At 40.5% G+C, this 22,363-nt stretch carries 16 protein-coding genes and 1 pseudogene; all 17 read right to left on the bottom strand.

Annotated elements, in window-relative coordinates; translation table 11 throughout:
- Window positions 1-213 precede the first annotated feature (213 nt).
- The 17 genes and pseudogenes from QI30_RS11850 to QI30_RS11925 all read right to left on the bottom strand — a co-directional run bounded on the left by QI30_RS11850 (window position 214) and on the right by QI30_RS11925 (window position 22,303).
- Window positions 214-1,341, bottom strand: coding sequence for an Ig-like domain-containing protein (locus QI30_RS11850; protein ID WP_126990906.1), 1,128 nt, complete (start codon window positions 1,339-1,341; stop codon window positions 214-216).
- Between the two features lie 11 nt (window positions 1,342-1,352).
- Complete coding sequence (locus tag QI30_RS11855) at window positions 1,353-2,333, bottom strand: CZB domain-containing protein (RefSeq protein WP_126990907.1); 981 nt, start codon at window positions 2,331-2,333, stop codon at window positions 1,353-1,355.
- An 88-nt stretch (window positions 2,334-2,421) separates the two neighbouring features.
- Complete coding sequence (locus tag QI30_RS11860) at window positions 2,422-3,393, bottom strand: hypothetical protein (RefSeq protein WP_126990908.1); 972 nt, start codon at window positions 3,391-3,393, stop codon at window positions 2,422-2,424.
- Window positions 3,394-3,519: 126 nt separating this feature from the next.
- Window positions 3,520-4,146 carry a hypothetical protein gene (locus QI30_RS11865; protein WP_020189155.1) on the bottom strand — a complete coding sequence of 209 codons (627 nt, stop codon included), beginning with the start codon at window positions 4,144-4,146 and terminating at the stop codon, window positions 3,520-3,522.
- Window positions 4,147-4,657: 511 nt separating this feature from the next.
- Window positions 4,658-5,089, bottom strand: a complete 432-nt coding sequence (locus QI30_RS11870) for a universal stress protein (protein WP_020189154.1) — start codon at window positions 5,087-5,089, stop codon at window positions 4,658-4,660.
- Between the two features lie 62 nt (window positions 5,090-5,151).
- A complete protein-coding gene (locus QI30_RS11875) occupies window positions 5,152-5,769 on the bottom strand; it encodes a LysE family translocator (RefSeq protein WP_020189153.1) in 618 nt (205 codons plus the stop codon).
- A 169-nt stretch (window positions 5,770-5,938) separates the two neighbouring features.
- Entirely contained in the window at window positions 5,939-7,453 is a 1,515-nt protein-coding gene (locus tag QI30_RS11880; RefSeq protein ID WP_126990909.1) for a glycosyltransferase, read from the bottom strand.
- A gap of 137 nt (window positions 7,454-7,590) precedes the next feature.
- Window positions 7,591-9,573, bottom strand: coding sequence for a hypothetical protein (locus tag QI30_RS11885; RefSeq protein WP_126990910.1), 1,983 nt, complete (start codon window positions 9,571-9,573; stop codon window positions 7,591-7,593).
- A gap of 99 nt (window positions 9,574-9,672) precedes the next feature.
- Window positions 9,673-10,836, bottom strand: coding sequence for a hypothetical protein (locus QI30_RS11890; RefSeq protein WP_126990911.1), 1,164 nt, complete (start codon window positions 10,834-10,836; stop codon window positions 9,673-9,675).
- A 58-nt stretch (window positions 10,837-10,894) separates the two neighbouring features.
- Window positions 10,895-11,272 carry a hypothetical protein gene (locus QI30_RS11895; RefSeq protein ID WP_126990912.1) on the bottom strand — a complete coding sequence of 126 codons (378 nt, stop codon included), beginning with the start codon at window positions 11,270-11,272 and terminating at the stop codon, window positions 10,895-10,897.
- A 190-nt stretch (window positions 11,273-11,462) separates the two neighbouring features.
- A complete protein-coding gene (locus QI30_RS20455; RefSeq protein ID WP_158621031.1) occupies window positions 11,463-11,612 on the bottom strand; it encodes a hypothetical protein in 150 nt (49 codons plus the stop codon).
- Window positions 11,613-11,721: 109 nt separating this feature from the next.
- Window positions 11,722-14,547, bottom strand: coding sequence for a hypothetical protein (locus QI30_RS11900; RefSeq protein WP_126990913.1), 2,826 nt, complete (start codon window positions 14,545-14,547; stop codon window positions 11,722-11,724).
- Window positions 14,548-14,758: 211 nt separating this feature from the next.
- A complete protein-coding gene (locus tag QI30_RS21240) occupies window positions 14,759-15,454 on the bottom strand; it encodes a flagellin (RefSeq protein ID WP_370323618.1) in 696 nt (231 codons plus the stop codon).
- 147 nt (window positions 15,455-15,601) lie between these two features.
- A pseudogene (locus QI30_RS20975) lies at window positions 15,602-16,006 on the bottom strand (flagellin); the annotation flags it as partial.
- Window positions 16,007-16,149: 143 nt separating this feature from the next.
- Window positions 16,150-17,859 carry a WD40 repeat domain-containing protein gene (locus QI30_RS11915; protein ID WP_126990916.1) on the bottom strand — a complete coding sequence of 570 codons (1,710 nt, stop codon included), beginning with the start codon at window positions 17,857-17,859 and terminating at the stop codon, window positions 16,150-16,152.
- A 434-nt stretch (window positions 17,860-18,293) separates the two neighbouring features.
- Complete coding sequence (locus tag QI30_RS11920; protein WP_233600574.1) at window positions 18,294-18,656, bottom strand: JAB domain-containing protein; 363 nt, start codon at window positions 18,654-18,656, stop codon at window positions 18,294-18,296.
- A gap of 245 nt (window positions 18,657-18,901) precedes the next feature.
- Window positions 18,902-22,303, bottom strand: a complete 3,402-nt coding sequence (locus QI30_RS11925; RefSeq protein WP_126990917.1) for a hypothetical protein — start codon at window positions 22,301-22,303, stop codon at window positions 18,902-18,904.
- Window positions 22,304-22,363 lie beyond the last annotated feature (60 nt).

Consider the following 22,363-nt stretch of genomic DNA (forward strand, 5'->3'; position numbering starts at 1 on the left):
CATCCCCTCCCTACTCACTACGTTCCTTGAGGGAGGGGTATTCTGCGAAGAAATGATAAAACGCCGAACTTCTCTCCATTTGATTAGAAGTTCGCAACAAAAAACCGGAACCGCGCTACCGCACGATTCCGGTTTTTCTTATGCTTATAAGAGCAGTTGTTTTTATACGTATGTCCCGGCCTCTTTCTTCTACTTTTTTTATACGAGCCACTTTTATTTTTTACGACGGAATATCATATAAGCAGCGCCAAGTAAGCCTGCGCCAATCCAAGCTGGGTTACTTATACCTGTCTGTGGTAGCTCCGTTAATGTATTGCCGCTATCGTGATTTTTTGGGTTGTTTGTAATGACATCACCCGTTGTTTTAACACCATTATAAGAGGATGTATTTGATTGCTGCTCAATCGGTGCTTTTGCAGACAATGGCTCTTGCCCAGTAGATTGTGTAATGGGCTGTTTTTGGATTTCTTTCTCAGGTTCAGGTGCAATCACCTTAGCGCCCTTACCGTTCACTACTGCCTTCGCTACAATATCGTCGCTATTTAACGAATGAATCGTAAAATTATTCGTATATTTTTTTTCGATATCGGTCACCGTTGTATCGTAAGAAATTGTCACTACTTGCTCTTTAATTGTTCCTAGATTTAACTTTAACGTACGGTCTGCCAACAAGCGTGAATTAAATTTCTTCTCTGATGTCGTGCCGTCCGCATTTTTATAGCTTACAACAACTGGACCATCTAAATCATAGGAATCCCCAAAAGCATTTTCTAGTTGCGCGTTTGTTAAGGTTGCGCCTGACGCATCAATGGTCACCGTCCATGAAATCGTCGAGCCACTCACTGTGCCATCTCCCTCAACCGTTGCAGGGGCCGCTGATGCTACAACTGTATAATCAACGTTCTTCATACCGTTTTTCAGCGGTAATTCTAGTGTATGCTTCCCTGCCGTTGTATCTTGAAAAGTCACCGGAATATCGACAATTAGCTGACTATACTTGCTCGCCGCTGCGATATCATTTAGCGTCACAATCGCCTCATTTTTCTCCTTATTAAAGGCGACATTTCCGGCAACCTTGCCTTCTGTGTTTTTGACATCACTTGTCTGATTGCTATAGAGCATCACATCGGCTGGGAGCGCAATCGTAATCGTATCTCCTGCTTGTGCATCTTTCGCTAAGGTCACTGTATATTGAATGGTCTCTAATGTCTTCATCTCAATGTTTTCATGTTGCTTAATTTGTGCATCTGTTAGCATTCCAGTTCCTAATTCTTTCGCCTCTGCTGTCGCAAAAGGCACTAAAAGCGTTAAAGCTACTGCTGCACTTGTTAATCTCCACACATCACTTCCCCCTAACCCTCTCGTGCTTTGATTTCGATAATTAAGGCGATGGATGCTGACAGAAATGCCATTGACTCCTGTAGCATCCTACGCGAATTTTCGAATGAATCTTTTTGTAATAAATCTTGTGCTGCATCATGAAAAGCCTCGTGCTGCTCGATAAATTTACGAAATGCCTCAATGTGTAAAAATTGATCTTTATTCGCGACAATCCAGCGTCCCATAATGCATTCTGTTGACCCCGGCGCCTGATAATTCGTACCGATATGGTCAAGGAGCATCGCTAAGTAATCTGCATGATTAATAATACGCGCACTCAGTATACTAATCGATGTTTTCTCAGAGGGCATGGGAATCGTTGGAATAATCATTTCCATCACTTCGACAGCGTTTTCATAAATTTCTTTATAACTATCCGTCGCCAGCAATTCAAAAATTTCCGCTATCAACTCTTCAATCGTTGGCATCGGTGTAGCTGGATTATGCTCTAGCTCCGCGAGAAAAACTTTTTCAAGCACTTGTAGCTGATTCATCGTCATTAACAAACGCTCTCGAATGGCTTCCTGTTTCTGCAATAATAAGTCAATTAATTTCTGTGAATGCGCATTTAAATTTTTCTCGGTAAACAACGCCCCACTTAATTCAGAAAATCGTGAATCTGTGTTACGCAAAATTTCCTCGACTTCAATTTCGATATCTACACCATGGAAGTGATATATGCTTCGATAAAAAGAAAAGAACGCTCGATATGATGACATCATGAGTTGCTCAAATTCGGTACAAAACTCGATTAATTTTGAAATCGTATCGGCATAGGATAATGTGGAATAATCAAAACCTTTGAGACCCTGCTCTAATACTTGAACGCCATATAATAAACGATGACCTACAAACTCCGTATGCGTCAACGTATAATAATGTAAAGCATTTTGAAAATCTTTGTAATCTTCGTACGATAAATTTTGTGTAAACCAATCTTGCTGTGCCGCCATAGGTCATACCCCCTTATTCCTTACTTTTTTCATACCCTTTTATTGGTGAAATATGTTTGAAATCAGGCTATTGTGTCACAGTTTTTCACTATATCCAATCATCCGGCCCCCAACTAGAAGGAGGCTCCATATCATTCTCCCAGTCATTCGTTGTTGGTGGCTCTAAGTCATTTGGTGATGATTCAGGAAAATCAGGAGGCTCCATGTCATTCTCCCAGCCATTCATTGTTGGTGGCTCTAAATCGTTTTGCGGTGGCAATGTAGTGGATGGTGGCTCTGCATCATTTTGTGGTGGTGCAGTTGATGATGAAGGATAGTCAGGAGGCTCCATATCATTCTCCCAGCCATTCACTGCTGGAGGCTCCATATCATTGCCTTCATTTCCTCCTGGGTTTTCGATGTTTGATTCAGACCCAGTTTCTAAATTTGGCGGTGGTACGGCATCCTTAATTTGAAAGCCAAAGTCATCAATTTTAATCCAGCCAAGCTGCTTTGTTCGAATCCACCCCGGCTGAGTGGTTGCGCCCGTATACCATGCACCCTCTACATTCACGACGGTTGTATTTTTACGGCCATCTTTATAGAGCACCCCTTCATATACATAATAACCCGCATATAATGAATCATCCAAATACAATTTTTTGTTATATAAAGCAATTCCTACATTCAGTTTTTCTTTATGATAGAGCTGGTCGTTGTAGACGTAATATTCCTTATTTAAAACACCTGAGCGATACAGCTTCCCTTCATATAAACCAGACGCAAGCTGGCCACTACGGTAAAATTTCTTCTTATAAATACCGGTGCCAAGCTTCCCTTTTTTAAAATAGACACCATTTACCGTTCCCGTTAAGCGAACACCATTCTTATACATAAAGCCCTTGTATTGTGCATATTTTTTCAGCGGACGCTTCGTCATACGGTCATGCAACTTACTCCCCTTTAGGTAAACTTGATAAGATTCTGGATATTTAATGGTCGCCGCTTCGGCCTCGATCGTTTGCACCGTCGAAAAGCCGAGTGTCGTCACCATTGTTAGCATCAGTAATTGCTTCTTCATGTCGATCACCTCTTTGTCTATATCGGACTTTTACGTTTCGCCTTAACCAAAAAAGCAATCCTAGTAGCGAAGAAGCTATCATCCCAAAAAAAACACATTCAAAGATGATCTTCGAATGTGCTTCTTCTATTTTTCGTACACAAGTACACTAGTTGTATTGTCTGCCTTTGAATACGTTACGCTCATTAAATGCCCTTCATCTGTGAAGAATAGCTTTTGCGTCGATTTTTGTGAGGCATTGTTTTTGTTGTACCATTCCGTCACATTATACGCATCATACGTTGCTGTCGAATTGGTAAGCGTTGCGCCGTTATCTTGCAGCTGCTTTAGACCATCATAATTCATCATGAGTGAGCCATCTTCATTTTTATAGGCTTTGAGCTCATACGTGTTATCATCCGTTGTTGTCGTTAAATGAACGTTTTTTCCGTCATTTGTATAGCCATCATACTGAATGATTTCCTGGTACATTTTCTCCTGAGACTGATCATCATAAAACTGGATTATATTGACGTAGTCACCGTTTTTTTTCAGCTCAATTTTTTCTGCGTACGCTAAATCCTCACTCAGCGGCACCGTACGATAGTTCTTTAGTTGATTGCCATCTGCTTGGCCCATACTCATAAGTGTATAGCTTCCCACATACTGCGTATCAACATTCTTCGCCGCCTTGTCCGACTTTTTCTCTTCACTACAGGCGCCGAGGATAAGCATTAGTAGCACCGAGGCTATTACGAAACTGATTTTTTTCATTTTAAAAACTCCTTACATTCACCCTATTATACGCTACTTCACTGACGATGAAAAAGGAGAGTTGTTCCATTAAAAAAGAGCCGCCTCTGAAACTGACCCACGAAAGTGAGACAATATATTCTAAATGAATTTGACGGACGCTTTCCTGGGGCATGGCGGAAGCCTCCTCGCTCACAAGCTCACTGCGGGGTCTTCCACTCATGCTAAGGGCTAGGGCTCCCCTAGGAGTCGCCGTCAAATTCTTGTTTCGCCACCTTTCTCTGGTACGCAACTGGGTTTAACGTTACCAAAATCTGCGTATTATTTTTAATCTTATATGCCTTCATCATTTCATTCACTGGCACATTTGATACCTTTATCTCGAGTGACTTTCATTTTTATTTAATAGGAATCCGTTTGTTTTTTTGCCCATCAAAAAACACCTTCAAAGAGTGTATATCCTTGAAAGTGTCTTTTTCTTCTTATGTTGTCACAGATTTTTAGGTCAGTTCGTCTAGCAGCTCTCTGTTCTTTATCGTACAACAAGCGTATCACAAGGTGCTGTGCGCACGATGGCTTCTGATACACTGCCTAAGAAAATGCGTTCTGTTGCGGTTACACCGGTCGCACCGCAAATGATTAGATCAGCGCCAATACGAGGCGCTACCTCCTGCGTAATAACGGTACGCGGTGAGCCAGCCTCTGTAATAATTTCAATTTGCTCAATGCCCGCTTTCTCCGCATCATCATAGCTATCTACAAGACTTGTCGCAAATTGCTGCGCATCGGCCTCTAATTTATCGCGATTACGTGCTTCTAGGCTCGCCCATACACGTGTATCAATCACATTGACAATATTTAACACCGCTTTATTACGCTGTGCCACTTGAATCGCGCGCTGCAGGGCTGCCTTTGATGATTCAGAGCCATCTACTGCCACGATAATATTTTTGTAGTCTTCCATAATCACTTCACCCTCTCTTTTGTCTTATTATACCAATTTCTAAACAAACGAGGAACGAATAGCTATGGCTGACGTTCAAGTGCTAGGCGCACACCAAATGTGACTAATACCGCACCCGTTGTACCTTGCAATGCCTTTTGCACAATTGGTTTTTTCAGCCAACGTGAGAACGCTTCGATTAGTAATACATACAACGTAAAGACCATAATCGTCATGACGCCATATGCTAGCCCCATTAATGAAAACTGCAGCATATGATTTAGATTATCCGTCACAAACTGCGGTAAAAATGTAAGGAAAAATACTGCTACCTTTGGATTCGATGCACATGTGATGAACCCCTGTAAGTAGAATGATTTTTGTTTTTTTGCTTTCGTCATCGCAGCCGGCTCCTCTTTACGAAGCACTGTGCGTAGGGATGAAATGCCGATATAAATTAAATACGCGGCCCCGACCCATTTTAGTATAGTAAAGAGCCATGCTGATTTGACGATCAGTGCAGACAACCCAAGCACTGCCGCCGCTGTATGAATGAATAGCCCTGACACCGAGCCAATCACCGTTTTCATGCCCGCCTTTTTGCCATGAACAATCGAGTTTTGAATGACAAGTCCAGAATCTGGTCCCGGTACTAAAATAAGTAGTAGGGACATTAATAAAAATACGCCGATATTTTCCATCTTGCGCCGTCCTTTCGATTAAAATACTGACGCCATCATATCATACAGATTTTGGCTTGTGTGCTATTTCAAAAAAACAGTCAGCGTAGTAGTTTGCTAAAGCAATAGACTGCTAAAACACTGTTATACCAACAAAAAAGAGACCCTTCAGCTGAAGAGTCTCGTCGTCTTAATATTTTTTCCAAATATTTTCTCGTAGTCGTTGAATCAATTGAATCCAATAAATTTTCGTATTGTTCGCATTGAAGCGCAGTGCCTCACCGTACGCATGATTACTCATTGCTTCGGTTTCCTTTTGATCTGATAATCGCTCTACAATTAACGCCGCAAGCTCTTCCTCATTATTACGACTCGCAAGCAACCCGCTAATCTTATGTAAAATCAAATCACCAGGACCGTATAAATAATTGTAGCTCGCAGTTGGCACGCCGTACGCTAGATTGTATAAAATCGGTAATGGCACCTCACTATCGATGCTCGTCGAAATCGCCATCTGCACATGATTGTACACATTCGCGTCAAGCTCTAAAACAATGTCAATCTTGTCATCGAGCCCAAGCTCCTGAATCAACGCCTCGACCGCTTCTCGCTCCGAGCCTTCGCCGCACATATACAGTGTCGCCTCTGGTAGCTGCTGTACGATGCGGTTGAAAACACGTACTGCCGCCTGTGGATTATAGCGCGGCTCAAATGGTGCCACAAATAATAATGCATATGGCTGACGGTCTTTGAAATTCACACGCTGTGGCACTTCGACAAGCCCTGTCGGAATCGCAAATTGATTTTTCACATCACCAAAGCGCTCCTGCACATGGTCATACTGCTCGTTTGAGTCATAGACGACTGCCGCCGACTTATCAAACTGTTGGAACACATGACGGTATTCCTCATTTAATGAGCCATCAATGGGATTATTCGGGAAGTCAATATGCGGCTCATGGATCATTGTCACGATTTTTGCTCGTGGACCTAAATCCTCTAAAATCGCCGCATACGGTTTTTGTGAATCGACGAAGCAGTAATTTGTCTCCGTCTCCTCTAGCACCATTTTCAACCAAAAGCCCGCAAGCTCCGTTTCCGTCTCACATTGATATAAAATCGAGCCATCTTCATCCACTAATTGAATTAATGCTAACTCATCCTGTTCAAAGAAATGATACATACAAACGCGGCCATCTGTGCGGTAAAAAATCTCACATGTTACTTCATCACGTTGAATGACCTGTACTTTACTTAAAAAGCCATTCGAATCATAAATATCACTACGAATAATGCGACCATGCGTATCATAATGCACGACCATTTCTAAGCGGCCTTCCTCACTATAATTTCGATATTGAACGGGCTTGCCTTCACTATCTAGCACGCCAACATCATTTGAATCCGGTACCTTTTCATAGGACCATAGCGGATTGAGCGGCCATTCTTTCGGCTGTCCCATCTCCATATTCGTCTCTTGAAGGTCGGCATATAAATTTAAAAACTGTGTGTCACTGTCCAACACACCGCGCTCAATTAAAGTGCGGCGTGCCTTCGCTAATTGTGGCTCATATTCAACCGTCACAATTGTTGGTGAGACATGTAGTTTACGCTCAAATAATTGTGAGCGCAATAAAATAACTTGTTCCAAATTCGTACGGCCATCAGCTAAGTGTTCTGTAAAAAAATAAAATCGTTCCTTCACTCGTTAGCCCCCTATATTCCCTCGAAATTTCATTACTTTTATTATAACGGATATGTACTAAAAAAAGCCCGTTCCCTCGCTAAAATGAGCGGAACGGACTGCATTTCAATCAGCTGACCACAAGCAGAATACCCATATTATGGTTGTTCTATCCCGTCTACATAGTTCTTCCCGTTGTGAGGTCCTTGCGCAAGAACACCCTCCCAAAAGTAGCGCTTCTGGTAAAGTCCTGTAAATTTCACGCCATTGTCAAAGCAATACGTCACATTATTTATCGTGTAAACGCCATGTGCCGGCTTTGTGCGTGCATACCAAATTCCTTCATACTCGACTATATGATTGTGTGGGCGACCATTAAAGTACAATTCGCCGCTTCGTAATACATACCCTTCTTCAAGCTTCCCATTCACATAATAGGCCAATTGATAAAAACCTGTAACACCTTTGCCATTTTCTACCGCATATTCCTCACCAGCAGCCGTAAAAATAATGCCCGTTGCCGGATACTGATTGTAATACCAACTGTCCTCAAAGCGCTTTACACCAGTATTTGGCAGACCATCATAGTAGAGCTTGCCACCAATGAGCATAAGCCCACGCATTCGCTCGCCGTCCCTATAATAAATCCCCTGCACAAGCCCATTTGCGAGCACACCATTCACTAAATAGCGCACACCAAGCCCTGGCACATCATAGCGCCCCGTCGCAAGCACCCCGTTGACGTAATAAATGCCGTTATCTAGGAAAATTCCCTCGACCTGCAGCCCATCGACGAAAAAGAGTCCGCCATGCCACTTACGTCCGGTCTCACGTACCCCATTTGTATACAGAATCTTTTGTGCCACACCAGTAAAGCGCACACCGTCCTTATAGTAAATGTCACCTACGAGACCCGTCACATTGACACCTTGCGATAGCATTCGCTCTCCCCCATGAATGACCGTCAGCCCATTCGCTAGAGATGCACCGTTAAACCATTTATCTCGAAATAACACGACACCGACATTGGGCTGCCCTTTAAAATAAAGCGTACCATTCGTGTAATAAAAATCACTCACTGCCTCACCATTCACATACTCCACATAGTCCTTCACACCACTCGCCAGGCGTCCCTGTGACACGAGTAGCTGCTGATTGCCGACTATGATCAAGCCATTTGCGAGCGTCCCATTTTCATAATAGCGATCATGATACGACGCAATCCCTACTGAAAGGACTCCGTTACTATACAGGGTTTCATTATAAAGCTGTGTTCCTGTCGCAATCACTCCATCATAATAAAGCTTCCCTGAAATCAGCTCATAACCACGTAGTTGCGGTTGTTTCGGAGCTTCAGAAACTTCATCATCAGTCTCTGAGTCAGGCGCCGTTGTGTCATCTGGTATCTCCGGCTCAGAATCTGACACCTCAAGCCCATTCACCACATGGAACTGCTCACCCGCTTCTGTCGTAATCGAGCCATTCGCAAGCTTGCCGCCCGCATACCACACATCATTGACTTGCACCGTCGCCGTTTCGATATCCCCGTCACAATAAAGGGTCCCCTCATACAGCTTATAGCCCGCTGGTTTTTTACCATCCACATACAGTGACTGGTCAACCACACCTGAAAACACCTTGCCTTCCTCTAAATAAAGGCCATCCTGCTCCCCCGAATACGGCGCGCCTTCCTCGTAATAAACGCCCCCTACTAAGCCACTTACCTTCTCACCGTCCGCATATAATACCTCATCTTTTAGCCCAGAATAAAGCGCGCCTTTCGCATACACTTTCCCTTTATAGGTACCGCTACTCGCTACACCTTTTTTGTAGTACACATCACGAATCACCCCGGTATAAGGAGCGCCTTTTCGGTAGATTTTTGCCTTGTATGTACCACTCGCTGTACTGCCTTTTTTGTAATAGGTGCGATCCTTTACACCCGTAAAAAGCTTGCCATTGTGATAGACCTTTGCTTTGTAGCGCACATGACCCTTGACGACCTTGCCTGTTTTTTTCGATACGAGCTTTCCTGATTTTAATTCGACACTCGCCCCGACCTTTTTAATCGCTGCCTCTGCCTCGCCCGCCATCGATACAAACAAGGCCGTCGCGGTTATTCCTGCTACAAACTTTTTCATCGCCATCCTCCATCCACTATCTTTTCATCTTATATCGACATAGGCTCTTCAAATTAAAATTAAAAACCCCAACCATTGGAAGTGGCTGGGGCTTTTCCTTCATCGATAAAACACAATATTCGTCACAGCCATACCTTTTGGCACATTTTCAAACTCAAAAAAGATCGCACTATCATCCGCAACAACCGCTTCTTTTTCAATTGGCTCATTTAATGGTTCAATCGTCGTTGTCTCACGCAACTGCTTATCTCCGCGAAGTGTCATCGTCACAGGCGCCTCTAACAAACTATCATTCATCGCCTGGCTACGCGACAATGTATAGCGCATTTTTTTGAAGACTACATGTTTGTTGAATACATTATTATCCGGCAAATGCAAGCTCACCATGACTGCTGCGCGCTTTGCATCTTGCTGTAGCACAAAGCCTGTCGTTTGCTTGTTATCGTTCGAATCAATATACGGCGATGCTGTTGTGATCGACTCAAACTGAAAATCGCTCATCCAATGCACATGGCCTTCCGCTAATAGGTCATTAAATGTTGAAGAAGTAAAACGTTTTTTAATCACTGCCGCACGCTTATCAATTTTTTTCTGAAATTTTTTTGGAAGCGCCGGATAGTTCATTTTTTTACGCAATGCCTTGCCAGCTTTTAGCTCCGCCTGCGCCCTCTTATATGTAGCCTCTGCTTCGTCATACTCTAAAGCACGCACTTGCGCTTCCGCTGTTTCAAGCATCTGCCACGCCGTCAGCTCATGCTGCACGCGCTTCATTGCACGCTTTCCTGGATTGACATATGCTGTCGTCAGCCGCTTCGTTGCGGCCTTACCCGGATTGACCGTCTTAATTTGTCCTTCAAATTTAGCAAGCGCAAGGCGATATTTCAAATCTTCTTGGCCAATCAAGCGTGAAATATCCCCCTTTTCGACTACGCGATTGTAGACAGCCGTTTGTTTTTTCAACGCCTCACCTTGCTTCGCTAACTTTTGTTCTTTTTCCTTATTCGTCTGTGGGAAAGTTAAATCCTTCGTTGCCACATAGCCAAATTTATTGCGATATTCAATTTTCGTCCATACTTTACCGCGCTTTCGAATCAGTACAATTTCTCCTGCCTCGATCGTGCGCAGCTCCACTTTTCCTGCATGCTTGTACATGATTGTCACCTTTTTCGTCGTCGAACGAACAATTTCACGTGCCTCTACTTGTACTGGTAATGACGCCATCAATATCGTAGCCGCTAAACTACTAGTGATTAGTCGCTTCATCTAGTCGTCCCCCTTTCTTCGTATATCGGTCAATTAAAAAAAGGCTGCAGCCGCAACCTTAAATCGATACTTTCATCTCATCATATACAAGCTGTGCTTTCGCCTGACGTAGTGCATTTTTCACCTTCAGTAGCTCGACTAATTTCGTCTTGCGCCCACTTTGCACCTTTTTCGCCTGCGCCAATGCCCCCATATAATGCTGCCACGATGTTTCCGTATAAAAATTAGCCGTACGTTCCGCTTCGTCGATGAATGAGGCAAGCGCATACGCCACTTCACGCTGTACATGACTAGCTGTTGACTCTAGCCCATCTACCGCAGTAGCAAGCATTTTCGTCATTTTCGTATAATCCTCTACTGCATCGTGCATACTTTCAGCTACCTGCTTCGTATGCGTTAATATATCAACATATGAATCGAGTGTGTGCTTTTCCATCGTCCTCATCCTCTCATATATTTTTTCTATTATATACCTTATTACCCATAAATTAAACCTTTAAAACTATTTAATTTGTAAAATTTTTCAATAAAACGTTTACATAAGGTTCATAAGACCTTTTAAAGTAGGTTTTTTGGCTCAACAAAAAAAGCTCATGCATTATTCTACGATAACACACGACCTATTATTATTGTGCTTTTATTGTTTTTTGAGCTGTTACCTTATCACCGTTTAATACACGCACGTCCACTAAATGGTCGTCATACTTTGCGTTAAATTGCTTCGCATATGTCGGCACCAATTTTTGAGCAACACTTCTCTTACTACTAGAATTCATCACCCACCTACTCGCTCCACACATTGAGGAGGGTGTCTTCTGCGAAAAAATGATAAAAAACAAAAAAAAGAAACCATTATAACAACTGGCCCCTTTTTCACTCTATAACTTACTTCGCTGCCTCAATTGCTTGCTCGAAAGCCTCAACATATTCATCGAATGTAGCATTTTCATAATCTTCTGTTACTTGGATACGCTTTAGTACTTCTTGCTCTAAAATTTCTTTTTCAATGCCTGTATAGCTTTTAATTAGAATTAAGAATTGCTGAGCTTGCGCTTTATTTTCTACCGTAACGTCTTCAGGCGTTGGGAACTTTCCATTATCAATATAAGCTGACAGCCCAAGAACATCTGCAGCGCCTAGTAAAAGACTGTACCACATACGTTGGAACTCATCTTGTAACACCTTCAATAATTCTACTCGAATCTGTTGTTCAACAGAATTTGCTGTGCCATTAGATGTGTATAACGCCGCAATTTTGCTTTGATATTTTTTTATAATGGCCAGTTTTTCTTCGTTACTTTGTGCTGTGTCAAACTCATCGTCAAAATCTGAACTCGACCCCATAAAATCGTTAATCGGTAAAAATGCGGCAATAAATGCTAATCTGACTGGTGCTACTCCTTGTTGGATTGCTTTAATTGTTGTCGCATCTTTTACATTTTCATATAACGCCGCGTTTAAAATACTTTCTAATTCCCCAGGAAATTGTCCGCTACTACTCGCTAATAATGGTAACTGTAACACTTCTCCATACTGTGCAAGCACTTGTGCAATATTATCCTTCGTTGCACCTTTCACAGCGGTTAACGCTTCTTGTTCTTTTTGAAGTTGCTCTACTACTGCAGCATTCCATAATGCCTTGAATGCATCTATATTACTAAATGAATCCGTAATAGCCACACTTTGTGGAAGCTCTAGCTCGTTATATCCCGTCAAATCTAAGCCAAGTACTTGTGCGTGAGCTGCCGCATATTTAACACCAGCAATTGTAGAATCTTTAAAAGAGGCCTGTAGCTCAAAGAACGCTAAGTCAGCTTCTGACAATCCCGCAGATTCCTTTTTCACTGCCGCATCTAATACAGCTAAAATACTTTTCACACTAGAATAATCTGCATCAAGTGGCAACACTAGCGAATAATTTTCATCCTCTTGCTGTTTATAAGCGACTAATGCATCATATGCGACACGGCTATACCCAACCATCTTATGATATTCTGTGATTTGGTTGGCTAGCTGATATTGTTTATCTTTATCTTCTATTTCACTAGTTAATAGCTGTTCAATACTTTGAATAAACTGTTCTTCGCTGTGTTTTTGTGCATCTACTGCGTCATTAAAACCTGTTGTTACCTTTTCTACAGTTAAACTATTAAATGAGTTTAATTCAAATGTAATATTTTCAGGAATTTCTACAGCTTGATAGTCAGTCAAATCAATTCCTAAAATAGCTGCATATTTAACAATGGTTAAAATGACAGGGTCCGCCACGCCAATTTCTCGTTCAACATATGGATCACCTTGCATATACGCCATATTAATCTCTGCTAATGCCTTTTCTAGCGTTACAGCCTCGTTATCACCGCCGTTGTTTTCGTTACCGCCATTATTTTCGTTACCGCCGTTATTTTCGTTACCGCCGTTGTTTTCGTTACCGCCACCTGTTGTTGGTGGAATTACTGGCACAGTCGGTGGCAATGGCGAATCTGTATTCCCATTATTAGATGGTGGATTTGGATTTTGCGGATTGCTATCTAATGTTTTTTGGGCCGCTGCTAATTGTGCCTTATAGCCATCTAAATTTAGGTTAATCGTCGGCACATTGCCATAAGTATTCACTACTGTATCAACTACTTGTGTCGCTAACTTTATTAATTCTTGCGCTGTAATAGCACCCGCTGCTGTATCGCGACTTGCTGCACGTTCAGCAATTTCTAGCATTTGAGTCGCATCTGCCAATAGCACATTCACTTCTTTTTGAATTGTTGCCTCTAATACTTTTTGAGCCGCTTGCAATTGCTCAAGTGCTGATAGCAATTCTTCCGCTGTTGAAGCATTTGCTAGTAAAGTTTGTGCACGCTCAATGGCCTCTGTTGCCTCTTGAACAGACTTCGCTTTTATCTTATTAGCTTGCGTGGCACCTGCTGTTTTTTCCTCCACTTGCTTAATCAATGAAGCTACCTCTAACTCTTGTGCGTGTAATTCGGTTAATTCAGTTTGAGAAGCAGCCATCTTTGCTTTCAATTGTTCAATTACTTGCTCATCAGTTAGCTCTACAGGTTTTTCAACAACAATGCCATCTTTATAGTTTTTACCATCGATCACACCATTTGCTAATATTCCATATTGATAATATTTATCGTCCACCTGTGTAAATGCTACATTTAGCACACCATCTGTATACAATTTATTTTTAAAAACCGTATGCCCTTTTGCGACTACACCATCTTTAAATAGCACGGTCTCTCCTTGACGAGTTGCTAGTTTTAATCCTTTTTTCAAATAGCCATTTTGATACAAATAACGCGCGCCATTCGAAGCTTTATAAACTTCATAGCCTTTTGTAAGAACACCGTTATAATACAGTCGTTGATTTTTTGAAGCCGTCTTATAGCCTTTTGCCAGCTTGCCATCTTTGAATAAATAGCGATTATTTTTTGCTGTTTTATAGCCTTTTTTCAACGATGTATTGTAGTACAACTTCATTGATGAGTCTGCTCCTACAAGTGCATAGCCTTTATTTTTCTTCCCGTTTTTATATAGCGTTCCTTTATACTCATAAAATCCTTTAACCGTCTTACCTGATTTTTTATAGACAAGCTTTTTATCCTTTACCGTCACAGATGCCGCAGAAGCCTCTGTAGCAAACCCCGGAAGTACGAAAGACGCACCCAAAGCCCCAATTGTCGTTACTTTAATCATTGCTTTTCTCATTTTATTCCTCCTAAATATTTCACTTTAAATTAATTCTTTATAACTATCATTAATTACTATATTAGGACATAAAGGTTAAATTCAGGTTAAATTTTTAAGAAATAATAAAAGATTATACATTGTTCAAAAAAGGAACCAACTATGTGGCTCCTTTTCATCTTTTGTTATATTTATGTACTAAAAACAAAAAAACAAGCCGCTACAACTTGACCTACTTCAGTAATTCCAATATTCCCTGGCTCATTTGATTGGCCTGACTCGTCACTGACTGAGCTGCCTGTAAAATGAGCTGATTTCTACTCAATGTAATCGACATTTTTGCAATATCCGTATCTCTCACACGCGACTCTGCGGCTGTCAAAGACTCCTTATATGCACCTGTATTGTTTTGAACATGCTCCAAGACATTCATATACGCACCAAATTTTGAGCGCTCGCTCGATACTTTCCCGCTCGCCGCATCAAGTAAAGCAATCGCCTTGTCCGCACCCTCACGACTAGACAAATCAAGCCCATCAATTCCTAATGCCTCTGTTCGAGCATCCGTTAATTCTAGTTCCATCCGATGCCCCGCATTAGGCCCTTTTTGGATAATCAATGATTCTGGTGGTTGTACAGTCGGTGGCGTAGTGCCTGGTAAATTAAGCGAATAATTAGAGTTGAGCGTCATATCCGCCGTAGGACCATTTGCTGTGTAATCAATGATGATTGACCATTTTCCCGGCTTAGGATCATGAAAAATAAACGACTCAATTTTACTGCCATGCCCGCTATATGTACCGGAACTCGCTGATGGTAAATTGTTAATCGTTTGCGCACTAGAACTTTTAAGATACGACCCTACATAGCCATAAATTTCGCCATTTGGACCAACAATATTCAAGTCCGGATAATCGGCATTACCCATCGCACTAAAATCACAAAATATTTCTAGTAGCGACGTACCACCGGGTTTTACCTCTATGTATCCAACTGTCTTTCTTTCATTTGCTGAAATCGCTATATCTAAAGTTGTAGTAGGCGGTGGCGTGACCGCGCCGATATTTAACAACTTAATCGTATTAAATTCGGTGTTATCTGCAATGTCATTAATCCCTTGCTTTAATTGCTGCACTTCTTGCACAATGAGCGCACGGTCCGCATCTGTTAGCGTGTCATTCGCCGCCTGCACAGCCAATTCACGCATCCGAATCAAATTAGGATTATTAATTTGCGCAAGCCCAGAATCCGCCACTTATACGGGCGAGAGGCCATTTTGAATGTTTTTTTCAGCCATCGCAAGACCATTAATTTGCCCGCGCATCTTCTCAGAAATTGAAATGCCAGCCGCATCATCCGCCGCTCCGTTAATTTTATAACCGCTCGATAATTTCTCAGACGTTTTTTGCATCTTATTTGCTGTTTTCATGATGTTATTATGACTATTCAATACCGCAGCATTATGTTGAATCCTCATCATATCCCCCGATCAATACAGTTAATATTCACTATATCGATAGAAGGTTAAAATTGAGTTAAATTTAATGAAAAAAGCCAAGTGCTAGACTTGGCCTACTTCAACAACTGCAAAAGTTCTCTTATTGAATATATTGTTGTTCACGTTTATTTTAAATAATCATTCACTAATACACCTTTTAATAGCGCATCCTTTTGCGTTTTTGAAAGTTTAATCGTAACGGTCTTTTTACCGCCTTTTAATTTAGCAGTAACGGTTTTATTTGGATCCACATTGTCTTTAATCCATTTACGGTCAGCCACCGATAATTTAATCGAATTGGCCGATTCATAGCCATCTTTATATAAATAAGCTTTCGTATTCTTTTTAAACATTTTACCATTCGCTTGAAGTTCAATTTGTTTAAAATTAATAGCGGTTTTCCCTTTACGAGCTACATCTAAATACGTGACAGGTTGCCCATTTTTCTTACCTGTAAACGTCGTCACAATATATTGCCCTTTATAGCTGGCTCCTTTGTAAATGCGTTGATCTAAGTAAATATCTTTTACACCTAGATTAGAAATGTAGTAACCACCTTTTGTATGCTTCGCAAGGTATTCTTTGATGCCACTCAGGGCCGATTTCTTCACCGTTACTTGGACATCTGTTGTAAATCCTAAATAAGAGGCACGCAATGTAAATGTACCCGCTTCAGTCGGTTTAAATACGTTCTTACTCTCATCATAGTACGCCACGCTCAAATCATCTGACTTCCACGTCACGCCATCTGTCACCGTTGTTGTCGTGCCATCAAGTAGCGTTGCCGTAACAGCCGGCTTCAACTCACTCCCAGCTTCCATTGTGATGTACTGTTTCGGAATACTAATAGCCGTTGGAGATTTCCCGATGTTTTTTGTGTTGTAGGTAGATTTACCAAATTGAATAAACTTTGCACCATTAGATAGTAAAGCATCCCCATGATACGTATTAAGGTATTTTTCATCTAATTCTGTATAAATACGTTGGTTGTCTGTCAACGAAAACATTCTTAAATTTTCATATTCCTTATCATATTCGTTTGGTTTTTCAATAATTAAATAATTGCCTGATGCATCATAAGCAATATTCTTTGCGCCTTTTGTATCTTTAAAAAGAGATACGTTATTATCTGTATAATTATTGAATACATCAAAACTTTGTACATCTTTATTTTTCGTGCCTACTAAAAGTGTTTTTCCATCTGGCGAATAAGTCAAACTCGTTACTTTTGAATCAAACTGCAACACATCTACGTAATTACCATTACGGTCATAAATTGTTGCATTATTGCCATTCGCTACGACAATATCTTTTTTCACTGCAAAAATGTTGTTCCATTTTTCTCCTAGCTTCGTTTCAAATACTTGTTGTTTCGTGTCAAAGTCATACCCTTTTAGTTCTTTATAGTATGTACCAATCACTATATTTGTACCTTGTATAAAACCATGTAAGCTCGTAACATTAAAATCTGTTTCTAATTTCTGCGATTCATAAAATTGTGTCGCATAAAACAGGTTACTACCATTTCCAAGTGCTATAAATAAATCTTCATTGTCATTCACAGCTACTGCATAAGCATCTTGAAAAATCGTTTTTAACGTCGCACCTGTTACCATGTCCCGAATAGTGATGTCTTTATCTACATTAAGATACTGCGTTCCGCCTCCCGTTTTGACCAACATCATTTGATCTGCATTATAGCTAGAAAAAGTCGAAACTACCGGCATCTTCACACCATCCGCACCTAACTCATTTATCGCTTGCGCCTTCTCTGGACTCACCACAACAAGTGACGAAGCTAACACTACTCCAGACATTACATATAACTGATTCATCCCTTTTCCCCCTAATAAAATAATGGTTTTGATATATGCTTAAACTTATTATCAGCCAACTCAACAAACACGAGCGTAAAAAGATGCTTCTTATTACGCTGAATCAGCACTTAATATTGCACCAGATACTACTATTAATAAGGCAATTACATTCATCTAATTCTTTATATCCTCAAAAATACTTTATCAATAATAATATTTTACCATATAAAGTATTTAAAATTATTTATCAATCAAAAAGTACAGATGGTACATTTTTATAAAAGCCTTAGCTTTTCTTCATCTCATAATTAATACTAATCAAGCACTTACAAAAATGTGCTTACGCCTTCTAAAGAATTTTTGAAAATAAAGCTACCGGTCAGCTTAGCTATGTTCACCCCTGTAGCTTACCATTTCTGTTTCAATTGCCTCTGTCATGTTCTTTAACGCATCTATTGGCACAATCGCTTCGTTACTTGAATGTCCTCGACACTCGCTGTTGGATTTCCTGATGGATGATTATGTGCCACAACTACACTTGCAGAATTAGAAAGTACCACAACCTTAAAAACATCTCTCGGATGTACAATCGAAGCGTTTAATGAGCCTGTGTGAACAACCTGCATGGCTGTTGGCTCATTCTTCACATTCAAACACAACACGACAAACTTCTCACGATCTGAATCCCCTATGAAATCTCTGATGATGTTAGCCGCATCATTTGGCACTTTCACTCTGCGACCTTCAAACAGCATCGAACCTTTTCTTTCTAACACCACATCAACTAATGTAATTCTCTTCTTTGATTCACTCACACTATCTCCTGAAAAATAGGAAGTTCGGTCAAAACGGTACGTCCATGTACCTTGACCGAACTCATGACATCCATGTCACGAAAAAAGCCCATTCCCGTTAAGGAATAGGCTACGATTGTATTCAAAGAAATAATAGTTGTTTGAAATCGAGTTTAAGACAAAAGAAAAACCCCTAACCGAAGTTAGGGGGAAAAGACTACGTCATTTTATTTCCGTTCCATCCATAAGAGAGGTATGGGGTTGGATTATTGAGCTACTACTGTTGTAGCGTTGTCATATGTGCCATTTGAATCTGTATCAGTATCGTTACCTACTGTTACGGAAAATTCTTTTGTTACAGAAGCAGCGCCTTTAGTAATTGTAGCTTTTAATACATCATTTTGTACTGAAGTACTACGTGTAGCTGTTGTGTAAGTACCTGTTGCAATTGTACCTGTACCAGTAACTGTCCATGCTACATCTGCAGTATTTTGAGTCGTTGGTAAAGTAATTGTAGATTGGGCTGAAGCAGAATCTGTCACTGATAAAGTTAAAGCAGTTTTTGCTGCTAATACTGTTACAGTGTCATTTACTGCTGTTTGTACTTCAGCTTTAGTTAAATCTGAACCCTTAGCAGTTTTTGCTGTTGCTACTGTTGCTTTCACATCTGCAAGATTAGTAGTGGTTACATCTGTTACCCCTGCGGTAGTAAATTCCGCAGCTGTTGCCGTTCCAGCATTTACTTTATCTAATGCTGCTGCTTCGTTAGCAGCTGTTGTTTTAGCTGTATCTGCTGCGTCAAGTAATGCTTGTACACCCGCTTTATCTGTTGCTGTTGCTTTATTAGCGATTGCTGCATTAGCTTCTGCCACTGTTAAACCTTTAATATCTAAATCTGCTGTTGTATAATCTGCTGCTGCAGGAGCTGATTTTGTTTGATCAGCTGCATAGTCTGTTACTACTTTTAAAGCTGCTGCAGCTACTTCTTTAGCTTTTGCATCAGCAATTTCTTTTGTTAATGATGCTACATTGTATTGTTTGCCGCCTTGTAATGCTTTAAGAACCACATCAGTAACAAATGCATCTTTATCTTTTAAGTCTTGGTATGCTGCTACGTCTGCAAGAGCTTTTTTGATTGCGTCTTCATCGCCTGCTACGTTCACTGCTGCTACGATGTCAGTAGTTACTAAACCAGTTGCGATACCTTTAAATTCGATAGAACCTTCTACTAATGCAACGCCTGCTTTAGTTGTTGTTGCAGAAACATTTACTTTAGATTCATTATCTGAAGTGAATGAAAGTGTTGCTGCACCATTACCATTTAATGTAACTGTAGCTGTTGCACCAGTATTACCAATGTTAATTACATTTCCATCAACTGTAGTTAAACCCGTTAAGTTACCGAATGTAGTTGATAATTCAAATGTTACTTTGTTAGCTGTGTTAGAAGCTAATGCTGGAGTGTAAGCGAAACCGTTTTGGTCAACTGTTTGATAAGTAAGAGTTACATTTTCTTTAGCTTTTGCAACTGTAATTTCTTTACCTGCAACATTTGTGAATGCAAGTTTAGCTTTTTCTACTACTGCGTCACCGAAGTAAGTGATTTCAGCTACTGCTTGTGTATCATCGTTATCAAGTTTTGTTGCATTAGAACCGTTTTCTAGGTAAACCACTGGAGTTACAAAGTTATCAGTGATATCACTTGAAATTGAGTATTTAACTTGACCATTTTTGTCAGTTTTTAAGTTGTAAGTACCATCAGTGTTACGATCAACTTGTTTGCCGTCTACATCGAATACGTGTAAAGCATTACGTTGTGCTGTTGTGTGATTATCTTTAAATGTTAATTTAACATTTGTATTAGCTGGTGCAGTTTTGCCATCTTTATCAGTTAAAGTTGCAACGAATTGACGGCCACCGAAGTTTGCACCTAAATCTGCTGTGCTAATTGCTCGTTTCGCTGCCGCAGCATTTTGTGTACCTTGAGCTTCGTTTGTTAAACTTACATTTTGAGCATTAGCAAATGTTACTGTTGAAGCAGTTGTTTGTAATTCTGTTGGGTTTAAGCGGTTATAACCAGCTTGTGATGCTTGATTTTGATCATCGATATAAACTACTGGAGTTACAGAAGTATTTGAACCAGTTACTGTGAATTCAGCAGTACCTTTGTCATTTAACGTAATTGTAATAGCACGTTGTGCACCAGTTGTAACTTGGTATGGTGTTACAGCAGTAGCAGAACTACTAGCATCAACGATTCCAGCTGCATAGTTTACTTTATCTGGAGTTACTTCATAGTTTTCAGCAAATGTTACTTTTACTTGTTGTTTTGGAGTACCAGTTACTTTATAAACTTTTTTACCTTTGTTTGCAATTGAAGATGCTGTAGTTACATCTTCAACTGTTAATGGTTGAGCTACACCCCAGAATACATTCGTAGTTGTACGTTTAGTTGGAGCGCCAGTAGCATAAGCAGTTACTGAATCAGTTGAAGCTGTGTATTGAGTGTAAGTATAAGAAGCTACACCATTTTCGTCAGTGAATACTTCAACAGTTTGGTCTTTACCTTGGCTCCCGTTTGTATTATCTTTATCGTTATCGATAACGAAAGTTACAGGAATACCAGCTTTAGATTGACCTTCAGCAACAGTTACAGTAGCTTTTACAGTTACTTGTTCGCCGATTTTAGCTTGTTGAGAAGTTTGGTATGGTTTAACTTCAGTAGATTTGATAGCTGTTGGAATTGCAGCATTGAAGCCTACGAAAGTTTTTGTATCGTTTTCTTTGTAAGTGATAACGTATTCTTTAGCAGCTTCTTGTTTAGAAGTTGTAAGAACAACTACTTTAGAATCTGTTTGTTTAAGAGCAGCGTTAGAAACTGTTAAGCCTTCGATTTTGAAGTCAGCAGCTTTGATGTTTTCAGCTTTTTGACCTTCTTTGAATGTTACTTCAACAGTAGTATCGTTGATCGCTTTTACTGAAGCAACATCTTTCGCTACAAGTACGCCGTCTTTGTACTCAGCGCCATTGATTTCGCCGTTTGCTAATTTACCGTTGTTGTAGAATTTGCCGTCTTTTTCAGGGTATTGTACTAAGCCTTGGGCAACTTTACCGTTGTTGTAAAGTGTTTTAGAAGCTTCGTGTAATACGTAGCCTTTTGCAAGTTTACCGTCAACGAATAATAATGTTTCGCCGCCGCGTGTTGCTGTTTTTTGGCCTTTTTTAAGTTTACCGTTTTGGTAAAGGAATTTGTCGCCTTCAACGTTCGTGTAAACTGTGTAACCTTTATCAAGTTTACCGTTTTTGTATAGGCGTTCGTTTTTGCCAGCTTGTTTCCAGCCATCTGCTAATTTACCATCTTTGAATAGTAAAGTTTTGCTGTTAGCTGTTTTGTAGCCTTTTTTAAGTGTTGGGCCGTAGAATAATTTTTGAGCTGCGCCAGTACCGATGATTTTGTATTTTTTAGCTGGAGCTAATTTACCGTTTTTGTAAAGTTTTCCGCCGAATACTTTCCAGCCTTTCACTAGTTTACCTGTAGAAGTGTGTACTAGTTGATCCTTAGCGTTTGTTTTGTATGAAGCAGCTGATGCGCCTGGTGCTGCTGTTGCTACTACAGATGCAGTAAGTGCTACTGCTGCTGCAGATTTAATGATTTTGTGTTTTCCCATGAATGAAAATCCTCCCTTAATTAGATATGATTAGTCATCTCGCTTCCTGCGAAAAGTGTA

It is taken from the genome of Candidatus Kurthia intestinigallinarum (assembly GCF_003991225.1).
GTDB classification, from domain to species: Bacteria; Bacillota; Bacilli; order Bacillales_A; family Planococcaceae; genus Kurthia; species Kurthia populi.